Source organism: Comamonas thiooxydans, assembly GCF_000964545.1.
In the GTDB taxonomy this organism is placed as follows: Bacteria; Pseudomonadota; Gammaproteobacteria; order Burkholderiales; family Burkholderiaceae_C; genus Comamonas; species Comamonas thiooxydans.
The window spans coordinates 22767-39385 of the sequence record NZ_BBVD01000001.1 but is presented as its reverse complement, the minus strand read 5'-3'; the positions used below and the strand labels follow the sequence as shown (position 1 = coordinate 39385).

Sequence of the window (16619 nt, the reverse complement as noted above, 5' to 3'; positions counted from 1 at the left end):
TCACGTACCACAGATCATTTGTGCTGGATGTCCCGCTACACCGAGCGGGTGGGAAAAAATGCTGCAAGCATTTTTTCACCAGAATACGGCGCGCGCGCTCAGCGCGTGCGGGGTTCTCTGCCCAAGGAGGGCCTATGCTGAGCCGTACTGCCGATCATTTGTATTGGATGTCCCGCTACACCGAGCGGGCGGAAAAAAATGCTGCAAGCATTTTTTCACCAGAATACGGCGCGCGCGCTCAGCGCGTGCGGGGTTCTCTGCCCAAGGAGGGCCTATGCTGAGTCGTACCGCCGATCATTTGTATTGGATGTCCCGCTACACAGAGCGGGCGGAGAACACCGCGCGCATGCTCAGCGTGGCCTATGAAACCGCCATGCTGCCGCAGGCCATCCATGATGCGCACCGTGGCTGGCAGAGCGTGCTTTCCATCAGCGAGCTGATCCCGGCTTTCAAGGCTCAGTTTCCCGTGGTGGATCGCGAGTCGGTGCTGCAGTTCATGGTGTCGGACGAGGCCAATCCGTCCTCCATCTTTGCCTGTCTGAAGGCTGCACGCGAGAACGCGCGTGCCGTGCGCGGTGCGCTGACCACGGAGTCCTGGGAAACGCAGAATCAGACCTGGCTGGCGCTGCAGCGCCACTTCGGCAAGGATGCCTGGAAAAAGGATCCGGCGCAGTTCTTCGAATGGGTCAAATACCGCTCACACCTGTGGCGCGGTGTGTCGCTGGGCACCATGCTCAAGGACGAGGCGCTGCACTTTGTGCGCCTGGGCACTTTTGTCGAGCGGGCCGACAACACGGCACGTTTGCTGGATGTGAAGTTCCATTCCATAGAGCGCGACTACCACGGCATGCCGCGCGGTCGCGCCCTGATGAACTTCGACTTCTATCACTGGAGCGCCTTGCTGCGCAGCGTCTCGGCCTTCGAGGTCTACCGCAAGGTCTACCGCGATGTGATCACGCCCGAACGCGTGGCCGAGCTGCTGATGCTGCGCGCCGACATGCCGCGCTCGTTGCTGGCCAGCATGCATGAGGTGGTCAAGAACCTGGAGCGCGTGGCCAACGACCATTCGCAGGAAACCACGCGCAAGGCCGGACGCCTGCTGGCCGACCTGCAATACGGTCGCATCGACGAGATACTGACCACCGGCCTGCACGCCTATCTGACGCAGTTTCTCGATCGCGTCAACGATCTGGGCTCCGGCATCAGCCGGGACTTCCTGATGCCGACCTGAGGCCGGGGTCTCCAAAGCAAAAAGCGGCCCTGAGGCCGCTTTTGTCTTTCAGCGTGAAGCCGAAATTATTCGATCTCGCCCATCAGAGACTGCAGATAGTTCTGCGTGCCGACCTTGTCGATCAGGTCGAGCTGGGTTTCGAGGAAATCGATGTGCTCTTCGGTGTCGTCCAGAATCTTCTGCAGCAGATCGCGCGAAACATAGTCGCGCACGGATTCGCAGTGCGCGATACCGTCCTTGATGGTCTGCTGCGCCGCTTGCTCCAGGCGCAGGTCGCAGGCCAGGGCTTCCGGCACGTCCTCGCCGATCTGCAGCTTGCCCAGGTCCTGCAGATTGGGCAGGCCGTCGAGCATGAAGATGCGGTCCATCAGCGCGTCGGCATGCTTCATCTCGCCGATGGATTCCTCATATTCCTTCTTGGCCAGCTTGTCGAAGCCCCAGTGCTTGTACATGCGGTAATGCACAAAGTACTGGTTGATGGCGGTCAGTTCGTTCTTGAGCTGGGCTTGCAGCCAGGAAATGACTTGTGCATCACCTTTCATGAGGACTCCTTCTCGGGCAGTTGTTGTTCGAGTCGATTGTCCATGCTTTATGAGGCAAATCAAACAAAGCCCATGCCCGCGCGAATTGGCTGCATCTGATGCGCGTTCTCGTTTAGCTTACGTACTGCCGGACGGACCTTCCTCGCGAGGTTTGACTCAGTGATGACAACAAAAGCTATGAGCGTGATTGAAGGACTATTGGCTTGAACTTCCTGGTTTCGGCCCACAATAGAAAGCTGAGCTGCACAGAGGTGCGGCTTGACTTCAGAAGCCGGGAATCTGGTTTGATAGGTTTTGTAAATCAATTTGATGAAATCAATCGATTGGTTTTATTAAGCGGGCCGCTCTAAACTTCATCCTGTCTTCAAACACTAACCACAAGGAAACAGCAAATGTCTCTGATCAACACTCAAGTTCAACCTTTCAAGACCGAAGCCTATGTGAACCGCAACGGCAAGGGTGAATTCATCACCGTGACTGAAGAGAGCCTGAAGGGCAAGTGGTCTGTGGTGATCTTCATGCCCGCCGCCTTCACCTTCAACTGCCCCACCGAAATCGAAGACGCAGCCAACAACTACGCCGAGTTCCAGAAGGCCGGTGCCGAGGTCTACATCGTGACCACCGACACCCACTTCTCGCACAAGGTGTGGCACGAAACTTCCGACGCAGTGGGCAAGGCCAAGTTCCCCCTGGTTGGCGACCCCACACACCAACTGACCAACGCTTTCGGCGTGCACATCCCCGAAGAAGGCCTGGCTCTGCGGGGTACCTTCGTGATCAACCCCGAAGGCGTGATCAAGACCATGGAAGTGCATTCCAACGAAATCGCTCGTGACGTGTCCGAAACCCTGCGCAAGCTCAAGGCTGCCCAGTTCACCGCCGCCAACCCCGGCCAAGTGTGCCCCGCCAAGTGGAAGGAAGGCGCCAGCACGATCACTCCTTCGCTGGATCTGGTCGGCAAGATCTAAGCCTGATACCTATCGGCTGAGCGTGCATGCGCTCTGAAAGCCGGACGACGTTCAGGCGAGTGCCGCCTGTCCGTCCGGCTTTTTTTCGCCCAGTTTTTGCTTTCATGGGCGGGCAAAGGCCTCAAAAGCACTTTGCTGCATTGCATCAACAACTCTAAATTCAAAGGAATCCACCATGCTTGACGATCAACTCAAAGCCCAACTCGCCGCCTACCTGGAACGCGTGCAGCAGCCGTTTGAGCTGGTGGCTTCTCTGGATGACAGCGAGACCAGTGCACAGATGCACGATCTGCTGAAGACCATCCAGTCCCTGCGCAGCGACAAGATTTCGCTGCGCACCGACGGCAGCGATGCCCGCAAGCCCTCGTTCACGCTGCAGCGCCAGGGCACGGCCACCCAGCTGCGTTTTGCCGGCCTGCCCCTGGGCCATGAATTCACCTCGCTGGTGCTGGCCCTGCTGTGGACGGGCGGCCATCCTCCCAAGGTGGAGCAGGATGTGATCGACCAGATCAAGGCTCTGGACGGCGACTTCAACTTCGAGGTCTATATGAGCCTGAGCTGCCACAACTGCCCCGACGTGGTTCAGGCGCTGTCGCTGATGGCCATTCTCAACCCCAAGGTCAAGACCACGGTGATCGAAGGCGGTGCCTTCCAGAAGGAAGTGACCGAGCGCGAAATCATGGCCGTGCCCATGGTGTTCATGAACGGCAGCGTGTTCGGCTCCGGTCGCATGACCATCGAAGAAATCGTGGCCAAGCTGGACACCGGTGCAGCCTTGCGTGACGCAGCCAAGCTGTCGGCCAAGGAAGCCTTCGACGTGCTGATCATCGGCGGTGGCCCTGCCGGCGCGGCAGCCGCCGTGTATGCGGCTCGCAAGGGCATTCGCACCGGCGTGGCGGCCGAGCGCTTTGGCGGCCAGGTCAACGACACGCTGGCGATCGAGAACTACATCTCCGTGCTGGAAACCGACGGACCCAAGTTCGCCGCTGCATTGGAAGCTCACACTCGCGCCTATGACGTGGACATCATGAACCTGCAGCGCGCCGAGAAGCTTATTCCTGCTGCGCACCCTGGCGGTCTGGTGGAAGTGCAGCTGGCCAATGGCGGCTCGCTCAAGGCCAAGACCGTGATCCTGTCCACCGGTGCGCGCTGGCGCAATGTGAACGTGCCTGGCGAAGCCGAGTACAAGAACAAGGGCGTGGCCTACTGCCCGCACTGCGACGGTCCGCTGTTCAAGGGCAAGCGCGTCTCGGTGATCGGCGGCGGCAACTCCGGCATCGAAGCTGCGATCGACCTGGCGGGTCTGGTGGCCCATGTGACGGTGGTGGAATTTGCCGATCAGCTCAAGGCCGATGCCGTGCTGGTCAAGAAGCTGCACAGCCTGCCCAATGTGACCGTCATCACCAATGCCCAGACCACCGAGATCACGGGTGCCAACGGCAAGGTCAACGGCCTGAGCTACAAGGACCGTACGAGCGGTGCCGAGCACCATGTGGAGCTCGAAGGTGTGTTTGTGCAGATCGGCCTGGTGCCGAACACCGAATGGCTCAAGGGCACACTGGAGCTGAGCAAGTTCGGTGAAATCATTGTGGATGCCAAGGGGCAGACCAGTCTGTCCGGCGTGTTCGCCGCCGGTGACTGCACCACGGTGCCTTACAAGCAGATCGTGATCGCCGCCGGCGCCGGTGCCACGGCGGCACTGTCGGCCTTCGATCATCTGATCCGCAATTAAACGGCCTGCATCGCTTGCAAGGTAAGCGATGGTAGCTATTAAAAAAGGACTGCCTAGGCAGTCCTTTTGCTTTTGAACGGCCGCGAAGAGAGGGCATGGCCGCCGGGGTCGTCAGGGCTGCAGCGTTCATCGGGGCGGGCTGAGGACATAAGCAGCCCGTGAAAACAGGCGGCGCTGCAAGCCGTAGCCTTGCGCAAGACTCAATTCCCGGTTTTGTAACGAGTTTATTTGCGGTTGAGAATTATTCGCATATACTTCTTCCATTCAGCCAGCCAATGCCGTGCCAGCTACAGGCCGCGAAGCCTCTGACGTTTCGACCTGTGGCCATTGACGTACCTATCAGAAGCCAGCTCTTTTCCATTTCTATGAATAAAGAGGGTTTCTGGTATGGCTTCCGCCACCGCTTTGCACGCCCGCGCCATGCCGGCGCCACGCTCCAATCTCCGTCCGCTGGCGCTGGCCTGCGCACTGGCTTGCGCCACCATCTCGGTTCAGGCGCAGCAAAAGTCTTCCGAGTCCGTCCAGGTCGCAGCGGCCCGCGCCGACCGCAACACTCCTGTTTTGCGCGATGTGGTCATCAGTGCCTCGCGCGACGAGCAGGATGCCGACAGCCTGCCCATGACGGTGGACGTCATCGACGCCAAGCAAATGGAAGAGGAGCAGATCGGCGATATCCGTGAGCTTGCAGCCAAGCTGCCCAATGTGACCGTGCCGCGCAGTCCTGCGCGTTTCACGTTGGCCGGCTCTCCCACTGGGCGTGACCAGAACAGCGGCTTCAATATCCGTGGCCTCGAAGGTAACCGCGTACTGATGCTGGTCGATGGCGTGCGCCTGCCGCGCAGCTATACCTTCAGCGCCAATGCCTTTGGCCGCGACTATCTGGATCTGGGTCTGGTGCAACGCGTGGAAATCCTGCGCGGCGCCGTGCCCGCTCTCTATGGCTCGGACGGCATGGGCGGCCTGGTCAATTTCATCACCGTGCAGCCCGACGATCTGCTCAAGGACGGCAAGACCATTGGCGGCCGGGTCTCGGCCAGCTATGACGGCTCGGACAACGGCAAGCGCCTGGGCGCAACCCTCGCGGGCAAGGCCAGCGATGAATGGAGCTGGCTGCTTTCGGCCGGTGTGGGCCGCTCCAGCGCGCTGGAGAATATGGGCAGCAATAACACCGTGGGTGCCCTGCGCACCACGCCCAACCCCGAAAAGGACAAGAGCCATTCGCTGCTGGGGCGCCTGGTCTACACGCCATCGGCCGTGCAAAAACATGTCTTCACGCTGGAAAACGTGGACAAGCGTGCCGACTACGACCTGTTGAGCGCTCGCAGCGCCACCGTCACCGATTCGCGTGCCGAGACCACCATGAAGCGCTGGCGCGCTACCTGGCAGGGGCAGTGGCAGCAGCTGGATACGGCACTGGCCGACGAGCTCAAGCTGATGGCCAGCTATCAAAGCTCGAGCTCGCGCGAGTTCGTGACCGAAACCCGCACCCCACCGCTGGCCTATCGCGAGCGCGATGTGACTTATGACGAGGATGCGCTGCAGCTGCATGCCCAGGCCGGCAAGACGCTGCGCTGGGAAAATGGCCTCAGCGGCAAGTTCAGCTATGGCATCGACTATCTGCGCGGCAAGGTGGTCAACGAGCAGAACGGCATCACGCCGCCGGCAGGCGAGAGCTTTCCGCTCAAGCGCTTCCCCGACACCACGGAAACCTCGACCGCGCTGTTTGCCCAGGCCGAGCTGCACTATGGTGCTTTCAGCCTGACGCCCGGATTGCGGGCCGAGCACTACAGCATCAAGCCCAAGCAGCAGGGCTTTGGCGGCACGGCGGTCAGCAATTCGGACTCCGCCGTCTCCCCCAAGCTGGGTGCCATGTTCCAGATGAACGATGCCTGGTCGGTCTACGGCAACTATGCCGCCGGTTTCAGAGCGCCGAATGCAGGGCAGATCAATGCCTTCTTCGAGAACCCGTTCATGTTCTACAAGAGCATTCCCAACCCCGATCTCAAGGCGGAAAAAAGCAATACCTTCGAGCTGGGCCTGCGCGGCCGTATGAGTGCGCTGCGCCTCGATGCCGCAGTCTTCACGGGCCGCTACAAGGACTTCATCCAGGATCAGGTGCAGGTTGCGGGCGAATACGGTGATCGCAACAACCCGGCCACGTTCCAGTCCGTCAATCTGAACCGCGTGCATATCAGCGGCTTCGAGCTCAAGGCCGACTATGACTGGGGCCGGTTTGCGGGCGGCAACTGGCGCACCAATGCCGCCTATGGCTACACCAAGGGTACGGACAAGAGCACCAACAAGCCGGTGGACACCATCTCGCCTCAGCAACTGGTGCTGGGCGTGCGCTACGACCGCTCGAATGTGGGCGTGCAGCTCAGCGCCTCGCACTGGGCAGGCAAAAAAGACAAGGATGCGCCTGATCTTTCCACTGGCCGCCCCTTGCTCAGCTCATCTGCGACGGTGCTGGATTTGAGTGCGCAATGGCGTATCCGTCCGGGTACGCGTCTGAATGTGGGCATCTACAACCTGACCGACAAAAAGTATTCGCGCTGGGCGGATGTTCGTGGCTTGAGCCGTACGACGCAGATTGCCGATGCCTATACCCAGCCGGGCCGCAATGTGCGCGTGTCCCTGGTTCAGGACTTCTGATTTTGTAGCTGAAAGCGCTTGACTGATAAGCGCTGTAGGCCTTTTTGACTCAAAACTGCGGGAGTGTGCCATGTCTGTTTTCGAGAACGCCGCCAATGCCCAGAGTGCTTCTGGCAGTCGCGATGAGGAATATCTGCTCACCGAGGGCGAAGCCCAGCTGGCCACGGTGCTGGCGCTGATGACCGGTTTCAGCCAGGCCTGCTGTGCGGCGCACCGCGCGCCCATGGCTCAGAGGGTCTCGACGCAACTGGCGCGCATGGCCGAAGGCCTGGACGGCTGTGAGCGCTCTGAGGACATGCGCCACTTTCTGCAAAAGCTGGAGCAGCGCTGGGCCACGGTGGCCCGGGTGCTGGCCCAGCCTGAACAAGAGCCCGAAGCCCAGGCTTCGGCTCCCCGCTTTGACGACGAATTTTCCAACCCACAACCACACTGGCATCACAGCCCGGAGACCCTGCAATGAACGCCATCACATCCCCTGAAATCCAGACCATGACTGCGGTGCAGATCCGTGAGCAATTCGCGCAAAAGCGCGAGCAAGGCCTGCGCGCCAAGGATGCGGCCGAGGCGCTGCAGCTGAGCGAAGGCGCGGTCATCGCGGCCCATGGCGGCGAACATGAACGCACGCTCAAGGCTTTGCCGCTGCGCGCCGAATGGCTGGACATTCTTAAAGCCCTGGAAGCCTGCGGCACCGTGATGGCGCTCACGCGCAACGAATCCACCGTGCATGAAAAAGACGGCATCTACCAGAACCTCTCGGCCCAGGGACCGGTCGGTCTGGCGCTGAGCCGGGAGATCGATTTGCGCCTGTTCTTCATGCACTGGCATGTCGGCTTTGCCGTGACCGAGGAGTCCGCCAACGGCAACCGTCCTGCCATGCGCAGCCTGCAGTTCTATGACGCCGCTGGCCGTGCCATGCACAAGGTGTTTGCGCGGGAGGCCACGGACATGGCAGCCTGGAATGCACTGGTGGAGCGCTTTGCCGAGCCCTCTGCAGGCTATGTGTTCCGCGAGCCTGCGGCCAAGCCGGCCGTCAAGGCCGATGCCGAGATCGACGTGCCCGCGCTGACTCAGGCCTGGACCGATATGAAGGACACGCATGAGTTCTTCGAGATGCTGCGCAGGTTCGGAGTCGAGCGCCAGCAGGCCTTCCGTCTGGTGCCTCAGTACTGCGAGCGCCTGAGCACCGACGCGGTCGCGCAGTTGCTGGGCGATGCGGCGGTGGACGGTGTCTCCATCATGGTGTTTGTGGGCAGCAGCGGCTGCATCCAGATCCACACCGGCCCCGTGAGCAATATCCAGCCCATGGACGGCAAGGACGGCGTGCGCTGGATCAATGTGCTGGACAAGGGCTTCAACCTCCATCTGCGCACCGACCTGATAGCCAATGTCTGGGTGGTGCAGAAACCCACCAGCGATGGCGTGGTGACCTCGGTCGAGGCCTTTGATGCCGAAGGCAACAACATGGCCATGTTCTTCGGTGAGCGCAAGCCAGGCCAGCCCGAGCTGCAAGGCTGGCGCGATCTGGTGGCCGGCCTGCCGCGCAAGACTGAAGTGGCGGAGGCCGTATGAGCACGGCCAGCATTTCCCGACGCCAGGGCCTGCAGTGGCTGGGTGCGACCGTGGCGGGCACGGCCCTGCCGGGGCTGGTGCAGGCCGCTTCTGCAGCTGCTGCACCCGGAGCCAAGCGACTGGTGTCGCTCAGCGGCGCACTGACCGAGGTGGTCTATCTGCTCAATGCCCAGAGCCTGCTGGTGGGCACGGACACCACCAGCCTGTTTCCCGAAGCGGCGCAAAAAACCGCCAAGGTCGGCTATGTGCGCCAGCTCTCGGCCGAAGGCCTGCTCTCGCTCAAGCCCGATGCGGTGATCGCAACCAGCGAGGCCGGGCCTCCCGTGGTGCTCGATCAGATCCGTCAGGCTGGCGTGCGTGTATCGCTGGTTGCGGCCAGGCACAACTGGGCCGAGGTCCAGGAAAAGGTCAAGGTTGTGGGGCGCGAGACAGGTCGTTCCAGCGAGGCCGACAAGCTGCTGGCCCAGCTCGATGCGCAGTGGAGCAGCGTCCAGGCGCAGGTGGCCAAGGCCCAGCGCAAGCCGCGCGTGCTGTTTGTGCTCTCGCACAGCGGCAGTCCGCAGGTGGCAGGCAAGGGCACGGCAGCCAATGCACTGATCCAGTACGCGGGCTGTGTCAATGTCATCGACCAGTTCGACGGCTACAAGCCCCTGACTGCCGAAGCCATGGCCAGCGCTGCGCCCGAGGTCATCATCAACACCACGCAGGGCATTGAAGCACTGGGCGGCGAGGCCGCCTTCTGGAAACGGCCCGAGCTGGCACTGACTCCCGCCTATGCCAAGAAGGCGCTGGTGACGCTGGAAGCCAGCCATTTGCTGGGCTTTGGTCCGCGCCTGCCCAGCGCTGTGCAGGCGCTGCATATGCGCGCACTGCAGTGGGTGGCCTGAGCATGAGCGCAAGCATGGGGAGCGTGGCATCAAAGCCAGCAGCCGAGCTGCCCGTCGCATCGCGCTGGCGCACTCCTGCTGGGCGGCTCAGCCGCAGCGCAGCCCTGCTGCTGGGTGCGGCGCTGGTGTTGCTGGCCATGGTGTGGGGCGCGGCCAGCGGGGCCTATGCCATTGCACCGGGGCAACTGCCCGGGATTGCCTGGGACGGGCTTCGCAGTTTTTTTGGCGGTGCCGTGGACAGCGGCCCCGAGCATCTGGTCTTTCTCAATATCCGCCTGCCGCGCCTGCTCATGGGCGTGGCTGCGGGTGCAGGACTGGGGCTGGCCGGCGCATTGATGCAGGGGCTGTTTCGCAATCCGCTGGCCGACCCCGGCCTCATCGGCGTGAGCAGCGGCGCGGCCCTGGCTGCCGGCATCACCATCGTGCTGGGCGGCCTGTATCTGCCCTGGCTGCCGCGTCATCTGGGCAGCTGGGCCCTGGTGGCCATGGCTTTTGGCGGCGGTCTGGCCGTGACCGCCGTGGTCTATGTGCTGGGTCAGGTCCAGGGCACGACCCGCATCGGCCTGATGCTGCTGGCCGGCATTGCCATCAATGCGCTGGCCGGCGCCGGACTGGGCTTTCTGAGCTTTGTATCGACGGACGAGCAGCTGCGCAATCTGCAAATGTGGCTGCTGGGCAGCCTGGGCGCCTCGCGCTGGAGCGCGGTAGCCCTGGTGTCGGCGGCAGTTGCCGTCAGCGCGGCGGCGGCGCTGGCGCTGGCCAGGCCGCTGAATGCGATTGCACTGGGCGAAGCCCAGGCCAATCTGCTGGGTGTGGCCGTGGAGAAAACCAAGCGCCGCGCCGTAATGGTGGCTGCGCTGGCCGTGGGGGCCGTGACCGCGACCACCGGCATCATCGGCTTCATCGGCCTGGTCGCGCCGCACTGGGTGCGGCTGATTGCCGGTCCCGATCATCGCGTGGTGCTGCCGGGGTCGGCCCTGCTGGGGGCTGCGCTGGTGGTCAGCGCCGATGCCGTGGCGCGCACCATCGTCAAGCCGGCCGAGCTGCCGCTGGGCGTGCTCACCGCGTTTATCGGCGTGCCGCTTTTCCTGGCCATGCTGCGCCAGTTCAGGAGCAAGGTATGAGTGCGCACCACAGGCTGTCCAGCCTCGAATGTCGCAATCTGGGCGTTGGTGTAGCCAAGGGGCCGCGCCTGGCGACGGTGGATGTGCGGATTCAGGCCGGGCGCTTTACCGCCATCCTCGGCCCCAACGGCGCCGGCAAGTCCACGCTGATGTCCATGCTGGTGGGCGAGCGCGCGCCGCAGTCGGGCCAGGTTCTGCTCGACGGGCTGGAGCTGTCCGCGCACGCGGTGGAGGGTCTGGCGCGGCGTCGCTCCGTCATGCCCCAGGATTGCAGCGTGGCCTTTGACTTCACGGCCCAGGAGGTGGTGGAGCTGGGACGTTATCCGCATCGTCATCAGCCCGGCGCCGGGGAGGCTCAGATTCCGGCGCAGGCCATGGCGCTGACCGGGGTCGATCATCTGGCGCAGCGCAGCATCAACACGCTGTCGGGCGGCGAGCGGGCTCGCACTCACCTGGCCAGGGCACTGGCGCAGATCTGGCAGCCGCCCGCCGACGGCGCGGCGCGCTGGCTGCTGCTGGACGAGCCCACCGCCGCTCTCGACCTGGCCCATCAGCACCATGCCATGCGCCTGCTGCGCCAGTGGGCGGGGCAGCAGGGCGCAGGCGTGGTGGCGGTGATCCATGACCTGAACCTGGCCTTGCGCTATGCCGACGATGTGCTGGTGCTGGGCGGTGATGCCGGAGTGCATCACGGTGCGGTGCAGGATGTGCTGCAACCGGCGCTGGTGCGCCAGGTCTGGGGCATGCAGTGCGACCCGGTGCGCAGCAGCGACGGCGCGCTGCAATATATTTTTGTAGCGGATACCGCTTTGTCTGCTTGAAATTTCAGTAGATTGAATTGAATTCTGAAGCTAGCCATGCGCGGGATGCTTCAGATTCAATAGCTAATGACCTGGCTGTCAATGCGTATGCACGGTCAGCGCAACCAGCTTGAGCACCAGCGGCCGCACCATCATCACGCAGAAGAACGCCACCGGCATGGCCAGCGCATAGGCGCTGAACACGCGTCGCACATAGCCGCTGTCAAAGCCGGTATTGGCCGCCACGATGGTGCAGCACATGAGGAACGCCATGATGCCGGCCATGAAAAACGCGAAAACAAACGGCGTGTAACGCCTATGCAGCTTCAGTGCGGAAAGTCTGGAGGAGAAGGAGCTGGAGTATGAATTCATGGGAACGATGCTGAAAATGCATTGGGCGTCATGGCAACTTGCGTTGCTGTGTCAAAGGCTTGAGGCCGAATGCATGGATGGGAAACAGGGTTGAACTGTAAGCATCAGCAGCGGCCGGCAGTAGAGGTCCGGGGCTTGTTGCACTCATAAGCAGAACTTTCGAATTCAATTGGAGATACATTCGCAGTCATGCCGAATCTGCGAGCCATAGAAACCTTTGTCAAAGCGCTGGAGGGCGGCTCCATCGCCTCGGCTGCGCGCCAACTGGGCATTTCGCCCGCCGCTGCCAGCCAGAACATCGCGCGGCTGGAGCGCGAGCTGGGCACGCGCCTGATCACCCGCACCACCCGGTCCATGGCCTTGACCGAGGCCGGCGAGAGCTATCTGGCGCGCGTCGCTCCGGTGCTCGACGAGCTCGAAAAGGCCCAGTCCGATCTCTCGCTGATTCATGGAGAGCTGCAAGGCCGTTTGCGCATTGCCTGCATGGCAGCCTTCGGCCGCCATGTGCTGGCGCCGCTGCTGCCGGCGTTTTCCGCGCTGCATCCGCGACTGGAGCTGGAGCTCTTGATCACGGACCGGCATGTGGATGTGCTCAAGGAGGATGTGGACATCAGCGTGCGCTACCGCGATGTGCTGGAGCCCGGCATGTCGGTGCGGCTGCTGGCCTCGGTGCCGCGCATTCTGTGTGCATCGCCGCAGTATCTGCAACAGCATGGCTGCCCGCAGACGGCACAGGATCTGCTCGAACATGCCTGTCTGCTGTATCGGCGCGAGCGCGACGGCAGGCTCATGCGCTGGCCCTTTCTGCGCGATGGCCAGCGCACCGATCCGCAGCAGAGGATTGCGGCCATAGGCAGCGATATCGATGCCCTGGTGGAGTTCGCCGCTGCCGGTGGCGGCATCGCCTGGGCCGGCAGCTTCATCGTCCATGAGGAGATGCGCAAGGGGCGGCTGGTGCCTCTGGCGCTCAAGCCGGCGCGCAAGGGCCAGTTGCAGTTCGAGGATGCTCCGCTGGACTTCTTCGCCTGCTTCAAGGACCGTAAATATGTGCCGGCCAAGGTCCGCGCCCTGGTGGACTATCTGCTGCAGGAGCTGCCGCAGCAGCCCGTCCTGCGTTGAGCGAGGACGCTGCGTGGCGCCTGCATTACCCGTAGTTCTTGACGCCGGCGTGGGCTAAAGGCGCGGGCTAAGTAAGGGCGGCCGAGAGCCGCCTCGCAGCGAGGGCTGCGTCCCCTTGGGGAAGCGGCGAAGCCGCTCAGGGGGAGGCTTAATGTCCCAGATGCTGCGGCAGCACTTCCTGCAAGATGGTAGTGGCAATCTCTTCGATCGACTTGGTGGTGCTGGACAGCCACTCGATGCCGCTTCTGCGCATCATGGCCTCGGCCTCGGCCACCTCGTAGCGGCAGTTGGGCAGGCTAGCGTACTTGGAGTCGGGGCGGCGTTCGTTGCGGATGCTGGACAGGCGCTCGGGCTGAATCGTCAGGCCAAACAGCTTTTTGCGATAGGGCTCCAGCGCGGGCGGCAACTGCTTGCGCTCGAAGTCTTCGGGAATCAGCGGGTAGTTGGCCACCTTGAGGCCAAACTGCATGGCCAGGTACAGGCTGGTGGGAGTCTTGCCCGAGCGGCTCACGCCCACCAGAATCACGTCGGCGCCGCTCAGGTCGGCATGGGTCTGGCCATCATCGTGAGCCAGCGTGTAGTTGATGGCCTCCATGCGCTCCAGATATTCCTTGCTCTCGCTGATGTCGGCAAAGCGGCCCACGCGGTGCAGCGACTTCTGGCCCAGTTCCACCTCCAGCGGGCGCACAAAGGTGCCGAACATGTCGAACAGCTTGCCCTTGCAGTTGGCTTCAAGGAATTCCAGCATCTCCTGATTGACCAGGGTGGTGAAGATGATGGGCTTTCTCTTCTCCACCTCGGCCACATGGTTGATCTGGCGCACGGCCTGATGAATCTTGTCCATGGAGTCCACAAAGGGGATGCGAATCAGCCTCGGCTTGCTCTCGAACTGGGCCATGATGGCCGTGCCGAAGGTCTCGGCCGTGATGCCTGTGCCGTCAGAAATGACAAAAATCGTATGGGTATGCATGGTGCGCGCAGTGATTAGGTGGGACCTGAGCAGGCAATGCCATGTCCCGGACTCTGAATCTGGTTTGAGCCACGCGACGCTCGCCGGCTCAGCCTACAATGGCGCCCATTATTCCCAAATTCAAGCCCATGCTCGTTGACGGTCGACATCCAGAACAGCAAAGCACTGCATTCAAGCAGCATGGGTTCGCGTGCCCTGGCCATTCAGCCCAGAGCCGCCTGCGTACCGGTTTTTAACTTTGGAGCTTCCCATGTCTCAACTGTTCGAAGCGACCGCTCTGGTCGTTCCGTTTGAAAAACTGAGAATGTCTGATGTCGAGTCCGTAGGCGGCAAGAACGCCTCGCTCGGCGAAATGATCTCGCAACTGCCCCAGGGCGTACGCGTGCCTACCGGCTTTGCCACCACGGCTCATGCATTCCGCGAGTTCCTGGCATTTGAAGGTCTGGCCGGCAAGATCTCGGCCAAGCTGGCTGCCCTGGACGTGGACGATGTCCGCGCTCTGGCCGCTGTGGGCGCGGAAATCCGCGCCATGGTGGAAAACCAGCCTTTCCCTGCCGATCTGGAGCAGGCCATCCGTGAGGAATTTGTTCGCCTGCAAGGCGGCAATGCCGAGGCATCGTTTGCCGTGCGTTCTTCCGCCACGGCAGAAGACCTGCCCGATGCATCGTTTGCCGGCCAGCAGGAAACCTTCCTGAACGTGGTGGGCATCGAAGACGTGCTGCACAAGATGAAGGAAGTGTTCGCGTCGCTTTACAACGACCGCGCCATCTCCTACCGCGTGCACAAGGGCTTCGAGCACGATGTGGTGGCCCTGTCCGCCGGCGTGCAGCGCATGGTGCGCTCCGACAAGGGCGCTGCCGGCGTGATGTTCACCATCGACACCGAATCCGGTTTCGAGGAAGTGGTCTTCATCACCTCCAGCTACGGCCTGGGCGAGACCGTGGTGCAGGGCGCCGTGAACCCCGACGAGTTCTATGTGCACAAGCCCATGCTCAAGGCTGGCAACAAGGCGCTGATCCGCCGCAATCTGGGCTCCAAGCTGATCCAGATGATTTTTGCCACGCCCGAGGAAAAGGCTGCAGACGGCAAGCTGGTCAAGACCACCGATGTGGCTCACGAGTTGCGCAATCGCTATTCGCTGACCGACGAGGAAGTGCAGCAGCTGGCGCATTACGCTCTGGTGATCGAGCAGCATTACGGCCGCCCCATGGATATCGAATGGGGCAAGGACGGCACCGACGGCCAGCTCTACATCCTGCAGGCGCGTCCCGAAACCGTGAAGAGCCAGTCCAAGGGCCAGGCCGAGTTGCGCTACAAGCTCAAGGGCACGGGCACCGTGCTGGCCGAAGGCCGCGCCATCGGCCAGAAGATCGGCACCGGCCCCGTGCGTCTGGTGTCCGACATCTCGCAGATGGACCAGGTGCAGGCCGGCGACGTGCTGGTGACCGACATGACCGACCCCAACTGGGAGCCCGTCATGAAGAAGGCTTCGGCCATCGTCACCAACCGCGGTGGCCGTACCTGCCACGCCGCCATCATTGCGCGCGAGCTGGGCATCCCTGCCGTCGTGGGCTGCGGCAATGCGACCGATCTGCTCAAGGCCGAAACACTGGTCACCGTGTCCTGCGCGGAAGGCGATACCGGCAAGATCTATGACGGTCTGCTGGAAACCGAAGTGACCGAGGTCAAGCGTGGCGAGATGCCCAGCATCTCCACCAAGATCATGATGAACGTGGGCAATCCCCAGCTGGCTTTCGACTTTGCCCAGCTGCCCAATGAGGGCGTGGGTCTGGCCCGCCTGGAATTCATCATCAACAACAACATCGGCGTGCACCCCAAGGCCATCCTGGACTACCCCGCCGTTGACGCAGATCTGAAGAAGGCGGTCGAGTCCGTGGCCCGCGGCCATGCATCTCCCCGCGCCTTCTACGTGGACAAGGTGACTGAAGGCGTGGCAACGATTGCCGCTGCCTTCTGGCCCAAGCCCGTGATCGTGCGCATGTCCGACTTCAAGTCCAACGAATACCGCAAGCTGATCGGCGGCAGCCGTTACGAGCCCGAGGAAGAGAACCCCATGCTGGGCTTCCGCGGTGCAGCGCGCTACATCTCGGCCGAGTTCGGTGAAGCCTTCAAGATGGAATGCGAAGCCCTGCGCCGCGTGCGTGAGGACATGGGTCTGACCAACGTCAAGATCATGATCCCCTTCGTGCGCACCCTGGGCCAGGCCAAGCGCGTGACCGAGCTGCTGGCCGAAAACGGCCTCAAGCGCGGCGAAAACGGCCTGCAGCTGATCATGATGTGCGAAGTGCCTTCCAACGCCGTGCTGGCCGAGGAGTTCCTCGAATACTTCGACGGCTTCTCCGTGGGCTCCAACGACCTGACCCAGCTGACCCTGGGCCTGGATCGCGACTCGGGCCTGGAGCTGCTGGCTGCCGACTTCGACGAGCGCGACCCCGCCGTCAAGAAGCTGCTGGCTCGCGCCATCAAGGCCTGCCGCGACCAGAACAAGTATGTGGGCATCTGCGGCCAAGGCCCTTCGGACCACCCCGACTTCGCCAAGTGGCTGGCCGATGAAGGCATCTCGTCCATCTCTCTGAACCCTGACAGCGTGGTCTCCACCTGGCAGAAGCTGGCTGAATAAGCCTTGCGCATC

14 protein-coding genes and 1 pseudogene are annotated in these 16619 nt (G+C 62.3%); 12 read left to right on the top strand and 3 right to left on the bottom strand.

The window, feature by feature from the left end:
* Positions 1-134: 134 nt before the first annotated feature.
* Together Cth01_RS24540 and Cth01_RS00170 are read left to right on the top strand one after the other, a co-directional pair.
* Positions 135-203: pseudogene (locus Cth01_RS24540) on the top strand (alpha-E domain-containing protein); the annotation flags it as partial.
* 71 nt (positions 204-274) lie between these two features.
* Positions 275-1231, top strand: coding sequence for an alpha-E domain-containing protein (locus tag Cth01_RS00170; protein WP_003057653.1), 957 nt, complete (start codon positions 275-277; stop codon positions 1229-1231).
* 65 nt (positions 1232-1296) lie between these two features.
* Here the strand turns inward: Cth01_RS00170 and bfr are convergent, their stop codons facing one another.
* Positions 1297-1773 (bottom strand): bacterioferritin, encoded by a 477-nt coding sequence (gene bfr, locus Cth01_RS00165; RefSeq protein WP_003057652.1) that lies wholly within the window; start codon positions 1771-1773, stop codon positions 1297-1299.
* Between the two features lie 392 nt (positions 1774-2165).
* Here bfr and ahpC point away from each other — a divergent pair, with 392 nt between their 5' ends.
* From ahpC to Cth01_RS00125, 8 genes are all read left to right on the top strand, one after another.
* Complete coding sequence (ahpC, locus tag Cth01_RS00160) at positions 2166-2741, top strand: alkyl hydroperoxide reductase subunit C (RefSeq protein ID WP_003057651.1); 576 nt, start codon at positions 2166-2168, stop codon at positions 2739-2741.
* Between the two features lie 175 nt (positions 2742-2916).
* Complete coding sequence (gene ahpF, locus Cth01_RS00155; RefSeq protein WP_045838281.1) at positions 2917-4473, top strand: alkyl hydroperoxide reductase subunit F; 1557 nt, start codon at positions 2917-2919, stop codon at positions 4471-4473.
* Positions 4474-4860: 387 nt separating this feature from the next.
* A complete protein-coding gene (locus Cth01_RS00150) occupies positions 4861-7125 on the top strand; it encodes a TonB-dependent hemoglobin/transferrin/lactoferrin family receptor (protein ID WP_045838280.1) in 2265 nt (754 codons plus the stop codon).
* Positions 7126-7195: 70 nt separating this feature from the next.
* Positions 7196-7585, top strand: coding sequence for a hypothetical protein (locus Cth01_RS00145; protein ID WP_045838279.1), 390 nt, complete (start codon positions 7196-7198; stop codon positions 7583-7585).
* Positions 7582-8694: a hemin-degrading factor gene (locus tag Cth01_RS00140; protein ID WP_045838278.1), complete on the top strand. Its 1113-nt coding sequence runs from the start codon at positions 7582-7584 to the stop codon at positions 8692-8694. Before Cth01_RS00145 ends, Cth01_RS00140 begins: the two co-directional genes overlap by 4 nt.
* Positions 8691-9581: a heme/hemin ABC transporter substrate-binding protein gene (locus Cth01_RS00135; protein ID WP_034360009.1), complete on the top strand. Its 891-nt coding sequence runs from the start codon at positions 8691-8693 to the stop codon at positions 9579-9581. The genes Cth01_RS00140 and Cth01_RS00135 overlap by 4 nt, the downstream gene beginning before the upstream one ends.
* Positions 9582-9595: 14 nt before the next feature.
* Positions 9596-10705: a FecCD family ABC transporter permease gene (locus Cth01_RS00130; protein WP_174446997.1), complete on the top strand. Its 1110-nt coding sequence runs from the start codon at positions 9596-9598 to the stop codon at positions 10703-10705.
* Positions 10702-11526: a heme ABC transporter ATP-binding protein gene (locus Cth01_RS00125; protein ID WP_045838276.1), complete on the top strand. Its 825-nt coding sequence runs from the start codon at positions 10702-10704 to the stop codon at positions 11524-11526. The genes Cth01_RS00130 and Cth01_RS00125 overlap by 4 nt, the downstream gene beginning before the upstream one ends.
* A gap of 78 nt (positions 11527-11604) precedes the next feature.
* Here Cth01_RS00125 and Cth01_RS00120 read toward each other — a convergent pair whose 3' ends face one another.
* Complete coding sequence (locus Cth01_RS00120; protein ID WP_045838275.1) at positions 11605-11877, bottom strand: DUF2798 domain-containing protein; 273 nt, start codon at positions 11875-11877, stop codon at positions 11605-11607.
* 189 nt (positions 11878-12066) lie between these two features.
* On the opposite strand from Cth01_RS00120, the gene Cth01_RS00115 reads away from it, so the two are divergent.
* Complete coding sequence (locus Cth01_RS00115) at positions 12067-12996, top strand: LysR family transcriptional regulator (RefSeq protein ID WP_034360015.1); 930 nt, start codon at positions 12067-12069, stop codon at positions 12994-12996.
* A 148-nt stretch (positions 12997-13144) separates the two neighbouring features.
* On the opposite strand, the gene ppsR is transcribed toward Cth01_RS00115, so the two are convergent.
* On the bottom strand, positions 13145-13966 hold the full coding sequence (gene ppsR / locus Cth01_RS00110) for a posphoenolpyruvate synthetase regulatory kinase/phosphorylase PpsR (RefSeq protein ID WP_003057637.1): 822 nt from the start codon (positions 13964-13966) through the stop codon (positions 13145-13147).
* Positions 13967-14216: 250 nt separating this feature from the next.
* Here ppsR and ppsA point away from each other — a divergent pair, with 250 nt between their 5' ends.
* A complete protein-coding gene (gene ppsA / locus Cth01_RS00105) occupies positions 14217-16607 on the top strand; it encodes a phosphoenolpyruvate synthase (RefSeq protein ID WP_045838274.1) in 2391 nt (796 codons plus the stop codon).
* Positions 16608-16619 lie beyond the last annotated feature (12 nt).